Below are 15,565 nucleotides of genomic sequence, written 5' to 3'. Positions count from 1 at the left end.
AAATTATTTCAATATAATGAGCAGATTTCAACTTTATTATTCTCACTTCTAAAGTAAGAAAAACCCCTCTCCTGTAAGCAGGAGAAGGGTCTTGAATTCTAGAATTAAGCTTCTAGCATTTTGTTGCGAAGTACCATTTGAAGGATACCACCATGACGGTAGTAATCTACTTCTACTTCTGAGTCGAAGCGAGCAAGTACTTGGAATGTCTTTTCAGAACCGTCTTTAGCTTTTGCAGTAACAGTTAGAATATCACGTGGTTTCACGCCTTCAGCAATATTTACGCTGATTTCTTCTGTTCCAGTTAAACCAAGTGTTTCTGCACTTTCGCCCTTCATGAATTGAAGTGGAAGTACACCCATCATCACAAGGTTTGAACGGTGAATACGCTCATAGCTCTCTGCGATTACTGTTTTGATGCCTAAAAGGTTTGTACCCTTTGCAGCCCAGTCACGAGATGATCCCATACCGTAATCTTTACCAGCAAGAACAACTAATCCAGTTCCATCTTGTTGATACTTCATAGCAGCATCATAAATTGCCATGATCTCACCAGTTGGCCAGTAAGTTGTGTAACCACCTTCTGTACCTGGTGCTACTTGGTTACGGATACGGATGTTTGCAAACGTACCACGCATCATCACTTCATGGTTCCCACGGCGTGAACCGTATGAGTTGAAGTCGCGAATCTCTACGCCGTTTTCACGAAGGTAGCGACCAGCAGGTGTATCTTTCCCAATTGCTCCAGCTGGAGAAATGTGGTCAGTTGTAATAGAATCGCCAAATTTCGCCACTACGCGAAGACCAGCTAATGTTTGAATATCTTGTGGCTCTTTTGAAAGTCCTTCAAAGAACGGTGGGTTTTGGATGTACGTTGAATTTTCATCAAACGCATACAAAGCATCGTCCGGAGTTTCAATTGCATTCCACTCTTCGTTTTCAGTGAACACGCGTGCATACTCTTTACGGAATAGCTCAGGAGTTACTGTAGAACGAACTGCTTCTTTTACTTCTTCTGTAGTTGGCCAGATGTCTTTGAAGAATACATTGTTACCGTCTTGGTCTTGACCGATTGGGTCATTTTGAAGATCGATATCCACTGTACCTGCAAGTGCGTAAGCAACAACTAATGGTGGAGAAGCTAAGTAGTTAGCTTTTACTAATGGGTGAACACGGCCTTCGAAGTTACGGTTACCTGATAACACTGATGTTACAAGTAGGTCGTTGTCGATGATACCTTGCTCGATTTCAGGAAGTAATGGACCTGAGTTCCCGATACAAGTCGTACAGCCGTAACCAACTAGGTTGAATCCGATTTGCTCTAAAGAAGTAAGTAAACCTGAATCTTGTAGGTACCCTGTTACGACTTTTGAACCTGGTGCTAATGATGTTTTCACATAAGCAGGAGGTGTTAATCCTTTTTCAACTGCTTTCTTAGCCACAAGTCCTGCACCTAACATAACGAATGGATTCGATGTGTTTGTACAAGATGTGATAGCAGCGATTGCAACAGCCCCAGTAGGGATCGTTACTTTTTCACCCGCTAATTCAATAGCAGAAGTTTTCTTGAATTCTTTTTTCGTCAATCCAAAACCTTGGTTTCCTTGTGGTGCCACTACTGCTTTGTTGAACTCTTCTTTCATATCTGAAAGAGGGATCAAATCTTGTGGACGTTTAGGACCTGAAAGGTTTGGCTCGATAGCTGAAAGGTCTAGTTCAATGATATCTGTGTAAGTAGGTTCTACAGAATCAGCTGTGAAGAACATGTCATTGGCTTGCAAGTAAGCTTTAACTACATCAATGTTTTCTTCTTCACGACCTGTTAAACGCATATAATCAAGTGCCTCTTCATCTACTGGGAAGAATCCACATGTAGCGCCGTATTCAGGTGCCATGTTAGCAATTGTTGCACGGTCTGCAAGTGGTAATTGAACAACACCTGGGCCGAAGAATTCAACGAATTTGCCAACTACGCCAGCTTTACGAAGAACTTCTGTTACTTTTAGTGCTAAATCCGTTGCAGTTGTTCCGTTTGGAAGGTCTCCAACTAAACGTACACCGATAACTTCTGGGATTGGGAAATAGGAAGGTTGACCAAGCATTCCAGCCTCAGCTTCGATACCACCAACACCCCATCCAAGTACACCGATACCGTTGATCATCGTTGTATGAGAATCTGTACCGACTAATGTATCTGGGAATGTTTCAAATGTACCGTCTTCATTTTCAACAGCATGGACAACATTCGCTAAGTACTCTAAGTTTACTTGGTGAACGATACCAGTTGCTGGTGGAACTGCACGGTAGTTGTCGTATGCTTTTTGTGCCCAGCTAAGGAACTGGTAACGCTCTGCATTACGCTCAAACTCAAGCTCCATGTTTATACGAAGCGCATCGTTTGTACCGTATTTATCAACCTGTACAGAGTGGTCAATTACTAGGTCAACAGGAATTTCAGGGTTGATTTTAGAAGGGTCTCCACCCATTTTAGCCATTGCTGAACGAAGAGCGGCTAAGTCTACGACTACAGGAACACCTGTAAAATCTTGAAGGATTACGCGTGAAGGCTTGAAAGGAACTTCTGCCTCTGGGTCGTTTTCTTTGCCCCAGTTTGCTAATTTTGCAACGTGGTCTTCTTTGATCACGTACCCGTCATATTGACGAAGTACAGACTCAAGAAGAACTTTAATGGAATAAGGCAAGCGTGAAACGTTTGCAATTCCTGCTTCTTCTAAAGCTGCTAGTCGGTAATAGTTATACGTCTTGCCATTGACTTCGAATGAAGCACGGCTCTGATGTAAATTACTTTTTGCCATCGTGTTTCCTCCTCTGCATAAATGAAAGAGACAATCTGTCGCTTTTCTCCACTATTAATCATATACCACCTAGTTTGATAAGTAAATTACATTAAAATTATTAATCTCGATAAGTGTTGTTTATAACTTTAACTGACTCACTACTTCCCGTAGCTGCTTCAAATGACGTTTCTCATGGTACCCAAGAAAGTCAAACCACTGCTCCACAGTTAAATAACCAAATACAGGATGTTTCATAGCGAACGTTCGCTTTTCTAGTTTTGAAAACTTTTTATAGAGTGTCAGTACCTGCATACGAGATTCAAACAACAGCTCATAAATATCTTCTTTTGTCTTTTCTTGGGTTGCAGGATCTACAGGTCCTGGCGCTTTTACTTTGATAGAACGAAGCGTTGTCAGTCGAATAGGTTTTTTCATCACTTTTTTCTGTACGGCTTTCCCTCTATCCAGTAGGCTCGCCACATAAGAATCCATAAGGGCAATATGTTCCGTCACTTGTTGCGGGCTCCAAGTTGTTTTATCCGGTTGTTTTGAAAACAGGGTGTCAGGAATGGCATGGAGCTCGTGAATCAATTCATCTCGTGTTGTGTTTAAATGTCGTAAAGTATCCATAATCGTCTCCTCACAGTAAAAAGAGTGGAAAGGACTTCCACTCTTTTAGTAAAATTGAATAAAGTCAAAGGTAAGAGTAACAACAAATAGGGTGTGAAGTGCAGCAAACCAAGTTGCGTGCTTCGTCCAGCGCTTATGCATCTCCTGATCCATAGTTGTTTACCTCCTTTTGTTTTTAGTATACAATTTTTCAGAACATTTGAAAAATATTTTATGTAGAAAGGATGAAATTTATGACGGAAGCTCTATTAGTAGTTGATTATACGCATGATTTTGTTGCAGAGGATGGTGCATTGACTTGCGGCAAACCTGGTCAGGCGATTGAGTCTAAGATAGTTGAATTATGCCATTCGTTCAAAGAAGCTGATCGTGTCATCGTTTTTCCTGTTGACCTTCACTTTCGAGAGGATCCGTTCCATCCTGAATCACCCCTGTTCCCTCCTCACAATATAGAAGGAACACTTGGTAGAAAGTTATACGGTTCACTTGATCACTTCTATCAGGAGAACCAAGATGCGGTTTATTGGATGGATAAACGTCGTTACAGTTCATTTGCAGGAACAAACCTTGATCAGTATCTGCGCGAGCGTCATGTGACGACTGTTCATATCGTAGGCGTCTGCACAGACATTTGCGTTCTTCATACAGCAGTTGATGCGTATAACCTTGGCTACCAAATTATCATTCATAAAGATGCCGTTGCCTCGTTTGACCCGCAAGGACATGAGTGGGCATTACGCCATTTTGAAACGACTCTTGGAGCAATTTTAAAATAATTTTTATAAATAGGTTTATAACTTGTTGTCTAAGGATATTTAAAGAGTGTACTCATACAATAACATTAGACAAGGAGTGAAGGAAAATGGGATTCATTTTATACTTAATCGTTGGTGGTATCATCGGATGGTTAGCTGGACTTATTCTTGGTAAAGATATTCCTGGTGGTATTATCGGTAACATCATTGCAGGTATTATTGGTGCTTGGGTTGGAGGCATGCTGTTCTCAGATTTAGGACCAGTTGTTGCCGGCATCGCTATTATTCCAGCTTTAATCGGTGCGATTCTTGTAGTCTTCATCGTATCATTTATCTTAAAATCAATGCGTAAAGCATCATAATGAAAAAAGCCTCCTACATCGGAGGCTTTTTTTATGGCTTCAACGTCACTTGTTGTGGATAGTTCTCTGTATACAGTGTGTAGAAATATAGGACATCTTCTACATATTGATCACTTCGGTTATATAAAAAGATAGCCGCTTCAAGATCCCCTTCTGCCGCGCCATTTGAGCCCAGATAATTGGCTGCACTATAAACGGCATCTACAATATTATAAGGGTCTGCTACCCCATCTCCATCACCGTCCACTCCGTATCCCCCGTAATAGGCAATCACTTCAGGATCAGTTTTCTCCTCTTCAGGAATCCCACCTTGTCCAAGTCCGCCACATGTTGGGTGTGTCCACCCCACGAATGTACAAGGCATGAACTGCATATGCCCTTCGGCTCCTACAGGTGACAACAACGGGTCCATCGTTGAAAAACGAGTCTCAATGCGATGATGAGCAGCGAGTAATTGCCACGGAACCCCGTACTCCACTTCGGCCGCTTGGTAGACAGGTATATACTCTTCAGGAATTTCCGGATCTCTGAACTCGATTGCTTTCGATTCGACAAATTGACTGACCTCATGTGCCCAAGGAATGTTTCGTAATTCATGCCAACCGATTACTGTTACAAAATAACCTACTATCATGACAGGCAAAAAGAGCAAGAGTGCCCAAAGACGTAAGCGAATCATTTTTTTTGATGTATTTTTTTGTTTTTTCATAGACGGCTCACCTTTTTTGTTTACTGCTCTTATCATACTATAGATAACCTCATAAAAAAACTGCCCGCAAGGAGGGCAGTTTGAAAGAGTCTATTGCTCAGAAAGAGCTTTCATATCTTGAACGATTTCATCGACAGGTACTTCACTTACGCCGCTATAGTTTTTAACGACAATCCCTTCTTGATCGACAAGGTAAAAGCTGCTTCCATGAATGACTTGATCAGAATTCGGATCATTTTGTACGACCGCTTTAAAAGAATTGCGGGCTAGCTGGGAAATAAAGCTTTGGTCGTACCCTGTGAGCAATTCCCATTTGGACTCATCTGCTAGCTCATACATGCCTAGATAATCTGTTAGAACAGCAGGTGTGTCTACATCCGGGTCTACGCTAAACGCAACGATTTTATAGTTGTCGACTCCCTCTTGTTCCAGAGATTCTTGAATATCTGAGAGGTTGTAAGTCATTGGCGGACAAATCGTATTACAATTTGTAAAGATGAATGTCGATAACCAGATGGTCCCTTCTAAGTCTTCCAGGGCCAATGGTTGATCCCGATGAGTCGTCACTGAGAACGGTTCAACTTCCCAATCGGTCTGTGCTTCAAAGCCGTTACCGCAGCCTGCGACTAGCAAAAGTAATAAAGTAAGTGAGATAAACAGTTTCTTCAAATGAATCACTCCTCGTCATACGTTTAATGATAGCCCTTTAGGAGGAACTGTTCAATCTGAGAAACACATTGTTTCTTACACTTTTGTGACAGGGGTAATCATTACCAGTGCATCGCGAATCGCTTCTAGCCGAGATTCGATCCTATGCAATAAATAAAAGGATACGACGACAGGAAAGCCAATTTCTTGAACTAAGGTAATCCATTGCTCCATTTGTTTTCCTCCTTAGAAAACCTCCCCCAACAGATGGAGGAGGTTCAAGTTTAAAATAATTGTTGGACGTTACGGTCGATAATTTGTGCCGATACAGACTCTGTCACGGCTAACGTGTCTACTGCAAACACCTCGGACTCAATGAGCTGTTGCATTGCGGCTTCCACTTCTTCCACCGTGAGATTCTCACGCGGTTCCTCTACAGCAACCGTTAGCTTCTTACCAGTTGCATTTGCAAATTCAAGTTGTAATGTTTTCGCCATGTAAGTGGCCTCCCTTCTTCATTAGATGATTTCTTCTACTTCTTGCTTTTCAGCTTGCAACAATGCCTTCTCGGATAAAGAGGAGATCGTGACTGCCGCTTGGTACATTTGATCGGCCGATGCTGAGGCGTCGATGCTCGGGTAACTCTTTGTGTGACGCTTCACCTTGCCGTCTTCCGTTAGACCGTCATCATAGATGAGGCGGAAGTTTGCGTTCTTCAGTTGGTAACTTGCCATGTGTATCACCTCCTTCATCCCCTATATAGAACGTTCACAGAAAAAGGGATACGATAGGATGAATTTTTTGTGAGAACCTTGTATACTTAACTCGAGGTGAAAGACTGTGTTAGATGGCTGGTTTCTTTGGTTTATATTGTTTTGGGTAGTTATCTTAATATCGCTTATGGCCATTGGTGGCTATTTCATGTTCCGAAAGTTTTTAAAAGCATTACCGAAAGAGGATGGCAAATCTGATTTAGATTGGGAATCCTATTATGTCGATAAAACCATTCATTTGTGGTCAGATGAACAAAAAGCACTGTTGAATGAATTAGTAGCACCGGTGCCAGAATTGTTCCGTCCTGTAGCCAAACAAAAGATTGCAGGCCGAATTGGTCAGCTGGCGCTAGAAGAGAATGCACCGACGATTACACAAGAGCTTTTGATTCGCGGCTACATTCTGGCTACACCGAAACGAGATCACAAATTTTTACGCAAGAAGATGGATGAACTTCAAATTGATCTTGCGCCGTATGAAGCCTATTTTAACTAATAAAAAGACCGTATCCTCCACTCAGGGAGAATACGGTCTTTTTATTAGGCCTGCAGTTGCAGGTCTTTATACTTTTTATACATCGTTAATCGCCAAGGAACAATCATGCCAAATGCGAGTAGCCAAAACATGCCGCTCAACTCACCAACGTGAATCTCACTACTTAACACTAGTTTCATCACGATGCGAAGACCTAGTAGTCCAAATAAGATAAAGACAAACGCTTTCGATGGCTTCAAATAAACGGCCCCGTCTCGCTTCTCAAAATTGGATGTCTTGATCAGCAAGATGGAGAACAACATCCCGACTGCAAGCGCTTCTGCTACATGAATCCAAGGAACACGGAAGAATGGAAACAGAAACATGAGAGCTCCTGTCGACATAAAGAGCGGTGGCAGCAGTATCTTTTTAGCAGTGGCAGGTTTTCTGGCTGCGCGACTGCGAACGATAGCAAGCAATGTCCCCATGACGATAGCACTGACGAGTGACAGGGTCACCAGCATTTCTTGAGACAACCACTCAAAGATCATCTGGTGACACCTCATTCAACAGCCCTAGCCGAAATTTCAATTCTTGCATAGGTACAAAGCGTGCGAAACGTTGCACTTCTCTTCCCTCATGCCATAGTAAGACAACCGGTGCTGTATACAACGAAAGCTGTCCTGCTACTTCAGGTACTTCGGCACTATTCACTTTATAAAACGGCAATTTATAGTCGTTTTCGATGGCTTCTACCTGAGGTAGTAGACCCTCACAAACAGAACAGCCTGTCGTCTTTACAAATAATAACCCTTTAGGCTGTTGCCACGCTTGCTGCCATTGTTCATATGAACGAATTTCTTTCATCTTTCCACTTCCTTAAAAACCGGTAAAGTCCCCAAACAGCGGACTAAGAACTCGGATAATCCATGTTAGGCCATCAAAGAACAAGATGATTCCTAACACGATCATGATGTAGCCGCCAACCTTCATAAACTTCTCACTGTTTGTCTTGATCCACTGTGTACGTGTCACAAAGAAAGAAAGTAAGAAGAACGGGATTGCGAAACCAAGTACATAGGCAATCATATAAAACATTCCCTGGTCTGGGTTGGAGCCCGCCATCACAAGAACAGCTGCTAAAATTGGTCCTGTACACGGTTGCCAACCAGCCGCAAATGCTATCCCAATCAGGCTGCTTCCTAAATAACCAGAAGGCCTATTTTTAAATTGCAGTCGTTTCTCGGACATTAAAAAATCGGGTTTGAACACTCCTACAATTAAAAGTCCAAATATGATAATCAATAAAGCACCAATTTGTCGGATCAAATCATCGTATTGTATGAAGAATGTCCCAAGCCAAGAGGTTGCCAAACCTAGGGCTAAAAAGATTACGGAAAAGCCAAGTAAAAAGAACAAAGTATGGAACATGCCACGTCGTTGCATCTTTTTTCGGTCTGTCTTTAACTCTTCAATCGTCATTCCCGTGATATAAGAAAGGAATGCCGGATAAAGAGGTAAGGTACATGGGGAGATAAAACTTAAGAAGCCTGCACCAAAAGCAAGCCAGATGGTCACATCTGTTGCCAAAAAAATCACCCTTTCAGCTGAACTGCTTCCATCGTATCAGACTTTCGCTGAATGCACCCTACTCTTGCTCATGACAGTTTTATGACATTTGTTCTTCCACTAGACCATTTTGTAGTTGGTACATCTTATGATACAGCCCTTTTTGACGAATAAGTTCTTGGTGCGTACCACGCTCCACGATTTCGCCCTGGTGCAAAACAAGAATTAATTCGGCATCTTGAATGGTGCTGAGGCGGTGAGCAATCGCAATAGTTGTACGCCCTTGACGCATCTTCTCAAGACTAGTTTGTATTGCGACTTCCGTCTCGGTATCAATATTTGCTGTTGCTTCATCCAAAATTAAAACTTTTGGGTCGGTTGCCATCGTACGAGCAAAAGCGACAAGTTGTCGTTGCCCACTTGAAAACGTAGAACCACGTTCAGTTACTTTTTGCTGGTATCTGTCAGGCAATTGTTCGATGAAGTTGTTTGCTTGCACAAATTCAGCTGCTGCACGCACTTGTACGCTCGTCATCTGAGGGTCGTGCAAACGAATATTGCTCTCGATATCCCCGTAAAACAGGAAAGGATCTTGTAACACGAGACCCATCTTCTTACGCAGTTCTGGCATTGGGAAGTCTTTTAAGGAATGTCCGTCGATCAAAATTTCTCCGTTGTCATACTCATAAAAACGCATCAACAAGTTAATGATTGAACTTTTTCCACTACCTGTATGACCGACCAAAGCCACTGTTTGTCCTGGCTCAGCTGTGAAGGAGATGTTTTTCAACACATCCTGACGACCGTCATAAGAAAATGTCAGATTACGAAACTCAATTTTTCCTTGGTCAATCTTCGCTGTTGATCGGTCCGCTTGTGCCGGTGCCATGTCCTCTTCATCCATCAGTTTAAAGACGCGTGAAGCAGCAACGATCGCTTGTTGGAAAATCGACAGACGTTGCATCACTTGATTGATGGGCTCGAAGAAACGATCGATATAGGTGACAAATACATAAATCACACCGACTTCTACCGGATTAGAGAACGACGTGATACCGAAGTAACTCAATACCATGATGATGGCGAGCGCGTACACTAGGTCAATAGCGGGACGTAACAACAGACTATCTAGTTTGATGTTGCGTTGCCCGGCATTCCAATGCGCAGTGTTGATTTCACTGAACTCATCTCGCAGACGTCTTTCTTGTCTGAATGCTTGGACCATCCCCATACCTGCAAGTGACTCTGCGAGTTTCGCATTTAGTTGAGATAACCGTTCTCGTAAGTCTTGATAGACCACCGAGCTGTGCTTTCTGTAAGTGTAAATAATGAAGCCAAGTATCGGCAGTAACAGTGTCGCAATGAGTGCCAGTTCAGGGTTGATCAAGAACATCGCAATATAGACCCCGATGATTAGGAACCCAGACTGTACAAATCCTACCAGTACACTGACAAACATGTCTTTAATCGCTTCTGTATCATTTGTGACACGTGATACGATGCTTCCTGCAGGTGTGCGGTCAAAATACCGCATTCCGAGTCCCTGCACCTTACTAAACACATCAATACGCATCGTTTGAATGACGCGTAACGCAAGTTTTTGGAACGTCATCAACTGAAAATAACTAATAATAACATTCCCGACCTGTATGAAGATGTAGCCTGCGGCAAGACCTATGATGGCAGATTGGGGAAATGACCCCACTGTTAAATAATCGTCAATATAGATCTTGATCAAATAAGGACCTACAAGATCACCTACAACTGTAATCATTAACAAGACCAGCGCAATGGCAAGCATCTTTTTATGAGGGATCAGATAACGTAAGAGACGTTTCAGAATCTGCCACTGCATCTTCCCGGTAAGTTTCGGTAGTTTTTCATCCATGCAGATCGCCTCCTTGCTCTACGAGTGATTCGAGTTGTTGTAGTTGATACATCTCGAAATAAGTGCCTTGTAAGGCCATGAGTTCTTCATGAGTGCCTTTTTCTTTGATTGTGCCGCTCTCCATCACAATAATCTGGTGAGCGTGTTGGATCGCACTCAGTCTGTGTGACGTGATGATCGTTGTTTCATTGGAGCGCTCTGCTTTCAGCGCTTCTAGAATCGTTTCTTCCGTCTTAGCATCTACTGCTGACAAGGAATCATCTAAAATAAGTAATTCGGGTTGCATCATCAGCGCGCGGGCAATCGAGATTCGCTGTTTTTGCCCACCTGATAACGACACACCCCGTTCTCCTACGATTGTCTGATAGCCATCTGTAAAACGTGTGATGTCTTCATGAATCGCGGCTAATTTTGTTGCACGCTCAATTTCTTGTTGAGATGCTTTGACATTCGTAAAAGCAACATTGAGACCCACAGTTGTGGAGAACAAGAAGTGGTCTTGCGGCACATAACCGATAGCTTCGAGTAAGTTTTCTTTTTTATAATCTCGAATATCGTGCATGCCGTAAGTGATCGACCCTTGGTATCCTTCAAATTCACGCATGAGAAGTTTGAGGATAGCTGTCTTTCCAGACCCTGTTCTTCCAACGATCCCAAGCGTTTCGCCTCGATCGATCGTGAAGTGTACATTGTGTAGAGCTTTTCTGTCGTCTCCTGGGAACGAAAACGAATCGATGGCAAACGTGACCTTCCCTTCCGGTTTGACTGCCAATGCGCCGACCCGGTCGTCGATGTCCACAGGCTCTGATAGTAATTGTTGGATCCGTTCATACGATGCGCGTCCGCGTTCTACGATATTGAACAACCAACCGAAGGCAAGCATGGGCCATACCAGTAGCCCTAAAAATGCATTGAATGATACAAGCTGTCCAATAGTCATTTCTTCCGACAAGATGAACTGTGTGCCAAAACTGATAGCAAGGAAGAAGCAGGCGCCGACAATCAGTGAAATCGTTGGATCAAACAAGGAGTCCACTTTGGCGACACGAATGTTTTTATCAACGACATCTTGTGACAACCGAACAAAGTCTTCAGTATCTTCTTTTTCTTGACCGAATGTCTTGATTACTTTGATTCCGCTAATGCTTTCCTGCGACTTATCATTCAAGTCAGAGAATGCTTCTTGCGCAAAACGAAAACGGTGATGAAGCAGTCGACCGTAATAGCTTGTCGATAGGACCATAAGTGGCATTGGCAACAAAGCAATCAATGTTAACTTCCAATTGATTGTGATGGCCATGGCTGCAATCACGAAACCACCTGTTGCAAGGGAGTCGACGAGTGTTAAAACACCTACCCCCGCTGTCTGTTGAACTGCAGATAAATCATTTGTGGCATGAGCCATCAGATCACCGACGCGTCGCTTCTGGTAAAAAGATGGGGACATGCGGCTAAAATGCTGAAAGAGTGTCTGACGAAGGCGGCGAGCTAATAAGATAGCTGACCCAAAAATCAACATACGCCAGTAATAACGAAGAATGTACATGATGATGGCTGCGCCAGCTAATAAGCCAAGCCACTGAACCAGCAATTCAGAGGTTAGTCTATCTTCATTAATGGCATCCACCACTTCTCCAATAATGCGCGGAGGGATCAATGTTAAAAATGCGACAACCAGTAGCATGAGAATGCCGAAACCGTATTGCCATTTTCTTTCTTTAAAGAACCAAGCAAGGTCCAAAAATACCCTCATGTGTCGTTCCCCTTTTCTCGTACAATTTCCAAACCTTATTTAGTTTAGCAAATGTTCAAACATTTCGGAAGACGAACAACCGAAATAATTTCGAAAATAGAAGTATTACATTTTCTTATGTCCCCCAAGCAATGTGGCGCGGTAACGAGCGGTCCCGTCTGCCGTATAGGAAACAGCACGCAATACCGCGGTCGATCCATACTTTGTGCGCAATGCATCAATCGTTTGACCAAGTCGCTGTTCACGAATTTGTTCGGTATGTGTAAAAAGATTTAATTGCAGAGAGTCATCTTCTTCAAGGTTGCTGACAGAAAGCGCAATTCGTCTGACGGGGCTGCCATCGTAAAATGTATCCATGAGACGGTCAAAAGCTTCGTAAAGAATCGACGTGCGATTGCTGGCTTCATCGATGGACAAAGAACGGCTGAATCCGCCAAATTTGCTGTAGCCGATAGACATGTGCATCGTGCAACCGACCTTCCCCGCCTCACGCAGCCTCCTTGCCACATCTTCTGTCATCTCGAGCACGACGGCCATTGTCTCTTTTTTTGAGTTGTAGTCGCGAAATAGGATCTGACCTTTTCCATAACTGACTTGGCCGTCCATAATGGGAGCACCCACTTCTGATAAATCAATTCCCCACGCATGGTGGTAAAGTTGATTCCCCATCACCCCAAATCGGTTTTCCAACTGCTCAAGTGGCGTATGAGCCAGGTCTCCTACTGTAAAAATCCCCATGCTATGAAGGGTGACTTCAAGACGTGCGCCGATTCCCCACACTTCACGTAATGGGGACACAGGCCATAATTTTTCAGGCACCTGTTCATAAGTCCACTCGGCAATCCCGACCTTTTTTGCTTCAAGGTCTAGCGCAAGTTTGGACAGCAACATGTTCGGACCGATGCCGATACTGCAAGGCACTTGAAACTGTCTTTTTAAATCGGTTTGGATTTTGCGCGCAATTTGCCAAGGGTCTCCCCAGAGCGACGCCGTTCCTTTTAAATCAATGAAGCTTTCATCAATGCTGTAGACGTGTATAGATTCCATGGGCACCAGTTGATTGAAGTAGCGGGTGATTTCTGCAGAAATTTTAACGTATAGTTCCATCTGGGGTTGAATGATACGAATGTCGGGGTGGTTGGGAATTTCAAAAAGGCGTGTCCCTGTTTTGACACCAAAGCGCTTTTTCATAGAAGGTGACGCAGCGAGTACAACACTTCCCTTCTGTTCAAGGTTGCCCACGATGGCAATGGCCTCTTTTTGGATGTCCAGACCGTGGACGGCTGCAGAACAACTTGCAAAGAAACTTTGCATGTCGATGCAAAGGATCGTGCGCGGTTCAAGTAGTTCATACATAATGATTCCGCCTTTCGTTTTTGTTTTAGTATAACCCGAACATTTGTTCTTAATCTAGTGCTGATTGAGTTTTTGACGATAGAAATTTTTTCTACTATCCGAGGTTCGATTCTGTCTAAAGAAGTAAAAACCAATAGTGGCCGATTCGCTTTTTGAGCGAATCGGCCACTATTCTTCTTAGTTCTCTACAAAATCAACCTCTGACGACAGATCAAACGTGTATCGGCACTTCTTTTTACTGAGAAGCAGTAAACAATCACAAATTAGATTCGGCTCTGCCTCTAGTGGATTAGGTATATTCCTGAATACGTACTAAGCAACTAGGTACCGGCGGGCTGTGCTAACGCAAGGCCCGATTTAGCGAGCTTATATTCAAAGTCTAGGACAGCGAGTTGAGAGAAAAGTACAAGTAACTTTTGAGAGCACATATTTTTTGAAGTTCCAGTCACTTAAAACTCCTCCAGAAAAAAAGACTTGGGGTGAGGTGCCTGTTTTAGACTCAATTCTGGTAGTTCAGGAGACTCAGTTCGAGACGGAGTCGAAGAAGTGTGACTCCTGAACTACCACTCTAGAATTGTGGCTGTGACAGGCTCCGTATGAAAAAAATCAGGGTGCTAATACTTCTTGCCATCGTAAGGTTGGCTGGATAAAATAAATTCTTCCACAACAGAGAGCGCTTTATCTAAAGAATGAATGGTCCGATTCTCTTGCACGTGGGTGCGATCTGCAGGTACATGATGATGGTGGTGTGGATCAGTTTCCATCCCATCGGGAAATTGGTGATGAGGTACTTCATGAATTTCATTTTCCCAAGCACTAATATGCCCCGGCTTCGTGCGATTTTTTTCCCAAGAGTACCTATACTGAACTTTTTCATCGTTTGAGTCAAACCATTCTCGAATGCGCATTTTAGTCTCTCCATAATAACAAGCATTGAAAAAGAAAGTTATTTTAACCACCGTATGTTCTGCACTTTCTTCAAGCGTAAGTTCGGGAGGTTCTCTAAAAAGATGACTATATTTTTGAATAAGCGTTCTATAATCACTTGATTTAGGCATGTTGACCTCTTTCAATTCGTAACTGTTTAATTAATGCTGCTTTTTCATTTAAGTACTGTTTCCAATCATAAAGATCTGTAGCTTCATCCAATTGATCTAACTCATGGTCATTCAAGTGTCCATAAAGTAATTTAAACTCTCCGCCAAACTCCATCTCAAGTTCTGTAATCTTCTTCTGCACAGCCGCTATCTTGTCTTCAGTAGTTTGCCATCTTTTTTGATTTTGTTGATAAATCCATTGAAGTTCAAATGCAATAGATGAATCTTTCCAAAGGTCTAAGGCTACTTTTGGAATACGCTTCACATTATTTAGCTCTTTAAACTCTAACCCTTTTGTTAGATATTTATAAATTGTAGGCCTTGAAACACCCAGATATTTAGATGCTTCTTCAACTGAGAGTAATTCATTTAATTCGTAGTCATAATCTATATATCCATCTTCGGTAACTTCAGCAAAGAGTTTATCGAATGAGAATTTACTTGATTTGAATTCTAATCCATGAACTTTTTGTTGCTCCAACAACTCAATAATTTCATAAAAAGCTTCTACATTAGCCTCAGCTAACAATTTGTCTGTTGACTTGATTGTCATTTTTCGAAAACTAATAAAACGAACAGATTCCGCAAATTCGTCAGAAATAAAATCAGAAAATGCATAGAGTAAAAATTGAATTTCTTTCTCTAATAACACTGGATCATTCTGTTTAAAAGCTTCTCCAATAGAGTCCTTTGTTCTTTCTAATACTTGGATAGACATTGCCATCACCTCTTACCACCATTCTAAATCATTT

The 15,565-nt window shown here is 42.5% G+C and carries 18 protein-coding genes; 3 read left to right on the top strand and 15 right to left on the bottom strand.

Translation table 11 applies throughout. The annotated features are described in order from the left end of the window. Positions 1–104: 104 nt before the first annotated feature. Both acnA and MKY84_RS08605 read right to left on the bottom strand, forming a co-directional pair. On the bottom strand, positions 105–2,816 hold the full coding sequence (gene acnA / locus MKY84_RS08610; protein ID WP_342525552.1) for an aconitate hydratase AcnA: 2,712 nt from the start codon (positions 2,814–2,816) through the stop codon (positions 105–107). A 120-nt stretch (positions 2,817–2,936) separates the two neighbouring features. Beyond that, positions 2,937–3,428 (bottom strand): DinB family protein, encoded by a 492-nt coding sequence (locus MKY84_RS08605; protein ID WP_342525551.1) that lies wholly within the window; start codon positions 3,426–3,428, stop codon positions 2,937–2,939. Positions 3,429–3,661: 233 nt separating this feature from the next. Here MKY84_RS08605 and MKY84_RS08600 point away from each other — a divergent pair, with 233 nt between their 5' ends. Further along, positions 3,662–4,204, top strand: coding sequence for an isochorismatase family cysteine hydrolase (locus tag MKY84_RS08600; protein WP_342525549.1), 543 nt, complete (start codon positions 3,662–3,664; stop codon positions 4,202–4,204). Positions 4,205–4,290: 86 nt separating this feature from the next. After that, positions 4,291–4,545, top strand: a complete 255-nt coding sequence (locus MKY84_RS08595) for a GlsB/YeaQ/YmgE family stress response membrane protein (protein WP_342525547.1) — start codon at positions 4,291–4,293, stop codon at positions 4,543–4,545. Positions 4,546–4,576: 31 nt separating this feature from the next. Here MKY84_RS08595 and MKY84_RS08590 read toward each other — a convergent pair whose 3' ends face one another. The 5 genes from MKY84_RS08590 to MKY84_RS08570 all read right to left on the bottom strand — a co-directional run bounded on the left by MKY84_RS08590 (position 4,577) and on the right by MKY84_RS08570 (position 6,636). After that, positions 4,577–5,254: a lytic transglycosylase domain-containing protein gene (locus MKY84_RS08590; protein ID WP_342525545.1), complete on the bottom strand. Its 678-nt coding sequence runs from the start codon at positions 5,252–5,254 to the stop codon at positions 4,577–4,579. A gap of 90 nt (positions 5,255–5,344) precedes the next feature. Next, on the bottom strand, positions 5,345–5,932 hold the full coding sequence (locus MKY84_RS08585; RefSeq protein ID WP_342525544.1) for an SCO family protein: 588 nt from the start codon (positions 5,930–5,932) through the stop codon (positions 5,345–5,347). A gap of 66 nt (positions 5,933–5,998) precedes the next feature. After that, complete coding sequence (locus MKY84_RS08580; protein ID WP_342525543.1) at positions 5,999–6,136, bottom strand: YvrJ family protein; 138 nt, start codon at positions 6,134–6,136, stop codon at positions 5,999–6,001. 50 nt (positions 6,137–6,186) lie between these two features. Then, a complete protein-coding gene (locus MKY84_RS08575; protein ID WP_342525541.1) occupies positions 6,187–6,399 on the bottom strand; it encodes a DUF2922 domain-containing protein in 213 nt (70 codons plus the stop codon). A 21-nt stretch (positions 6,400–6,420) separates the two neighbouring features. After that, positions 6,421–6,636, bottom strand: coding sequence for a DUF1659 domain-containing protein (locus MKY84_RS08570; protein ID WP_342525540.1), 216 nt, complete (start codon positions 6,634–6,636; stop codon positions 6,421–6,423). A gap of 106 nt (positions 6,637–6,742) precedes the next feature. On the opposite strand from MKY84_RS08570, the gene MKY84_RS08565 reads away from it, so the two are divergent. Next, positions 6,743–7,171: a DUF2621 domain-containing protein gene (locus tag MKY84_RS08565; protein WP_342525539.1), complete on the top strand. Its 429-nt coding sequence runs from the start codon at positions 6,743–6,745 to the stop codon at positions 7,169–7,171. Between the two features lie 44 nt (positions 7,172–7,215). Here MKY84_RS08565 and MKY84_RS08560 read toward each other — a convergent pair whose 3' ends face one another. From MKY84_RS08560 to MKY84_RS08525, 8 genes are all read right to left on the bottom strand, one after another. After that, a complete protein-coding gene (locus tag MKY84_RS08560; protein WP_342525538.1) occupies positions 7,216–7,701 on the bottom strand; it encodes a cytochrome c biogenesis protein CcdC in 486 nt (161 codons plus the stop codon). Further along, complete coding sequence (locus tag MKY84_RS08555; protein WP_342525537.1) at positions 7,691–8,017, bottom strand: thioredoxin family protein; 327 nt, start codon at positions 8,015–8,017, stop codon at positions 7,691–7,693. The genes MKY84_RS08560 and MKY84_RS08555 overlap by 11 nt, the downstream gene beginning before the upstream one ends. Positions 8,018–8,029: 12 nt before the next feature. Next, the gene (locus MKY84_RS08550) at positions 8,030–8,740 is read right to left on the bottom strand and encodes a cytochrome c biogenesis protein CcdA (RefSeq protein ID WP_342528872.1); all 711 of its coding nucleotides are present in this window, start codon (positions 8,738–8,740) and stop codon (positions 8,030–8,032) included. A gap of 79 nt (positions 8,741–8,819) precedes the next feature. Beyond that, positions 8,820–10,607, bottom strand: coding sequence for an ABC transporter ATP-binding protein (locus MKY84_RS08545; RefSeq protein WP_342525536.1), 1,788 nt, complete (start codon positions 10,605–10,607; stop codon positions 8,820–8,822). Beyond that, positions 10,600–12,360 (bottom strand): ABC transporter transmembrane domain-containing protein, encoded by a 1,761-nt coding sequence (locus MKY84_RS08540; RefSeq protein ID WP_342525535.1) that lies wholly within the window; start codon positions 12,358–12,360, stop codon positions 10,600–10,602. The genes MKY84_RS08545 and MKY84_RS08540 overlap by 8 nt, the downstream gene beginning before the upstream one ends. Before the next feature lie 105 nt (positions 12,361–12,465). After that, positions 12,466–13,716, bottom strand: a complete 1,251-nt coding sequence (locus MKY84_RS08535; protein WP_342525533.1) for a UV damage repair protein UvrX — start codon at positions 13,714–13,716, stop codon at positions 12,466–12,468. A 614-nt stretch (positions 13,717–14,330) separates the two neighbouring features. Next, the gene (locus MKY84_RS08530) at positions 14,331–14,774 is read right to left on the bottom strand and encodes a DUF6516 family protein (protein WP_342525532.1); all 444 of its coding nucleotides are present in this window, start codon (positions 14,772–14,774) and stop codon (positions 14,331–14,333) included. Beyond that, positions 14,767–15,531, bottom strand: a complete 765-nt coding sequence (locus MKY84_RS08525) for a helix-turn-helix domain-containing protein (RefSeq protein ID WP_342525531.1) — start codon at positions 15,529–15,531, stop codon at positions 14,767–14,769. The genes MKY84_RS08530 and MKY84_RS08525 overlap by 8 nt, the downstream gene beginning before the upstream one ends. Positions 15,532–15,565: the final 34 nt, after the last annotated feature.

Origin of the sequence: Chryseomicrobium sp. FSL W7-1435, assembly GCF_038595005.1 — a bacterium.
Lineage (GTDB): Bacteria > Bacillota > Bacilli > Bacillales_A > Planococcaceae > Chryseomicrobium.
This window is presented reverse-complemented; position numbering and strand designations above follow the sequence as displayed.

Coding starts and splice junctions, on each gene's coding strand:
- MKY84_RS08535 (WP_342525533.1), bottom strand. CDS start 13,716: ATGTATGAACTACTTGAACCGCGCACGATCCTTTGCATCGACATGCAA.
- MKY84_RS08570 (WP_342525540.1), bottom strand. CDS start 6,636: ATGGCAAGTTACCAACTGAAGAACGCAAACTTCCGCCTCATCTATGAT.
- MKY84_RS08525 (WP_342525531.1), bottom strand. CDS start 15,531: ATGTCTATCCAAGTATTAGAAAGAACAAAGGACTCTATTGGAGAAGCT.
- MKY84_RS08590 (WP_342525545.1), bottom strand. CDS start 5,254: ATGAAAAAACAAAAAAATACATCAAAAAAAATGATTCGCTTACGTCTT.
- MKY84_RS08545 (WP_342525536.1), bottom strand. CDS start 10,607: ATGGATGAAAAACTACCGAAACTTACCGGGAAGATGCAGTGGCAGATT.
- MKY84_RS08560 (WP_342525538.1), bottom strand. CDS start 7,701: ATGATCTTTGAGTGGTTGTCTCAAGAAATGCTGGTGACCCTGTCACTC.
- MKY84_RS08555 (WP_342525537.1), bottom strand. CDS start 8,017: ATGAAAGAAATTCGTTCATATGAACAATGGCAGCAAGCGTGGCAACAG.
- MKY84_RS08600 (WP_342525549.1), top strand. CDS start 3,662: ATGACGGAAGCTCTATTAGTAGTTGATTATACGCATGATTTTGTTGCA.
- MKY84_RS08530 (WP_342525532.1), bottom strand. CDS start 14,774: ATGCCTAAATCAAGTGATTATAGAACGCTTATTCAAAAATATAGTCAT.
- MKY84_RS08540 (WP_342525535.1), bottom strand. CDS start 12,360: ATGAGGGTATTTTTGGACCTTGCTTGGTTCTTTAAAGAAAGAAAATGG.
- MKY84_RS08580 (WP_342525543.1), bottom strand. CDS start 6,136: ATGGAGCAATGGATTACCTTAGTTCAAGAAATTGGCTTTCCTGTCGTC.
- MKY84_RS08595 (WP_342525547.1), top strand. CDS start 4,291: ATGGGATTCATTTTATACTTAATCGTTGGTGGTATCATCGGATGGTTA.
- MKY84_RS08605 (WP_342525551.1), bottom strand. CDS start 3,428: ATGGATACTTTACGACATTTAAACACAACACGAGATGAATTGATTCAC.
- MKY84_RS08575 (WP_342525541.1), bottom strand. CDS start 6,399: ATGGCGAAAACATTACAACTTGAATTTGCAAATGCAACTGGTAAGAAG.
- acnA (WP_342525552.1), bottom strand. CDS start 2,816: ATGGCAAAAAGTAATTTACATCAGAGCCGTGCTTCATTCGAAGTCAAT.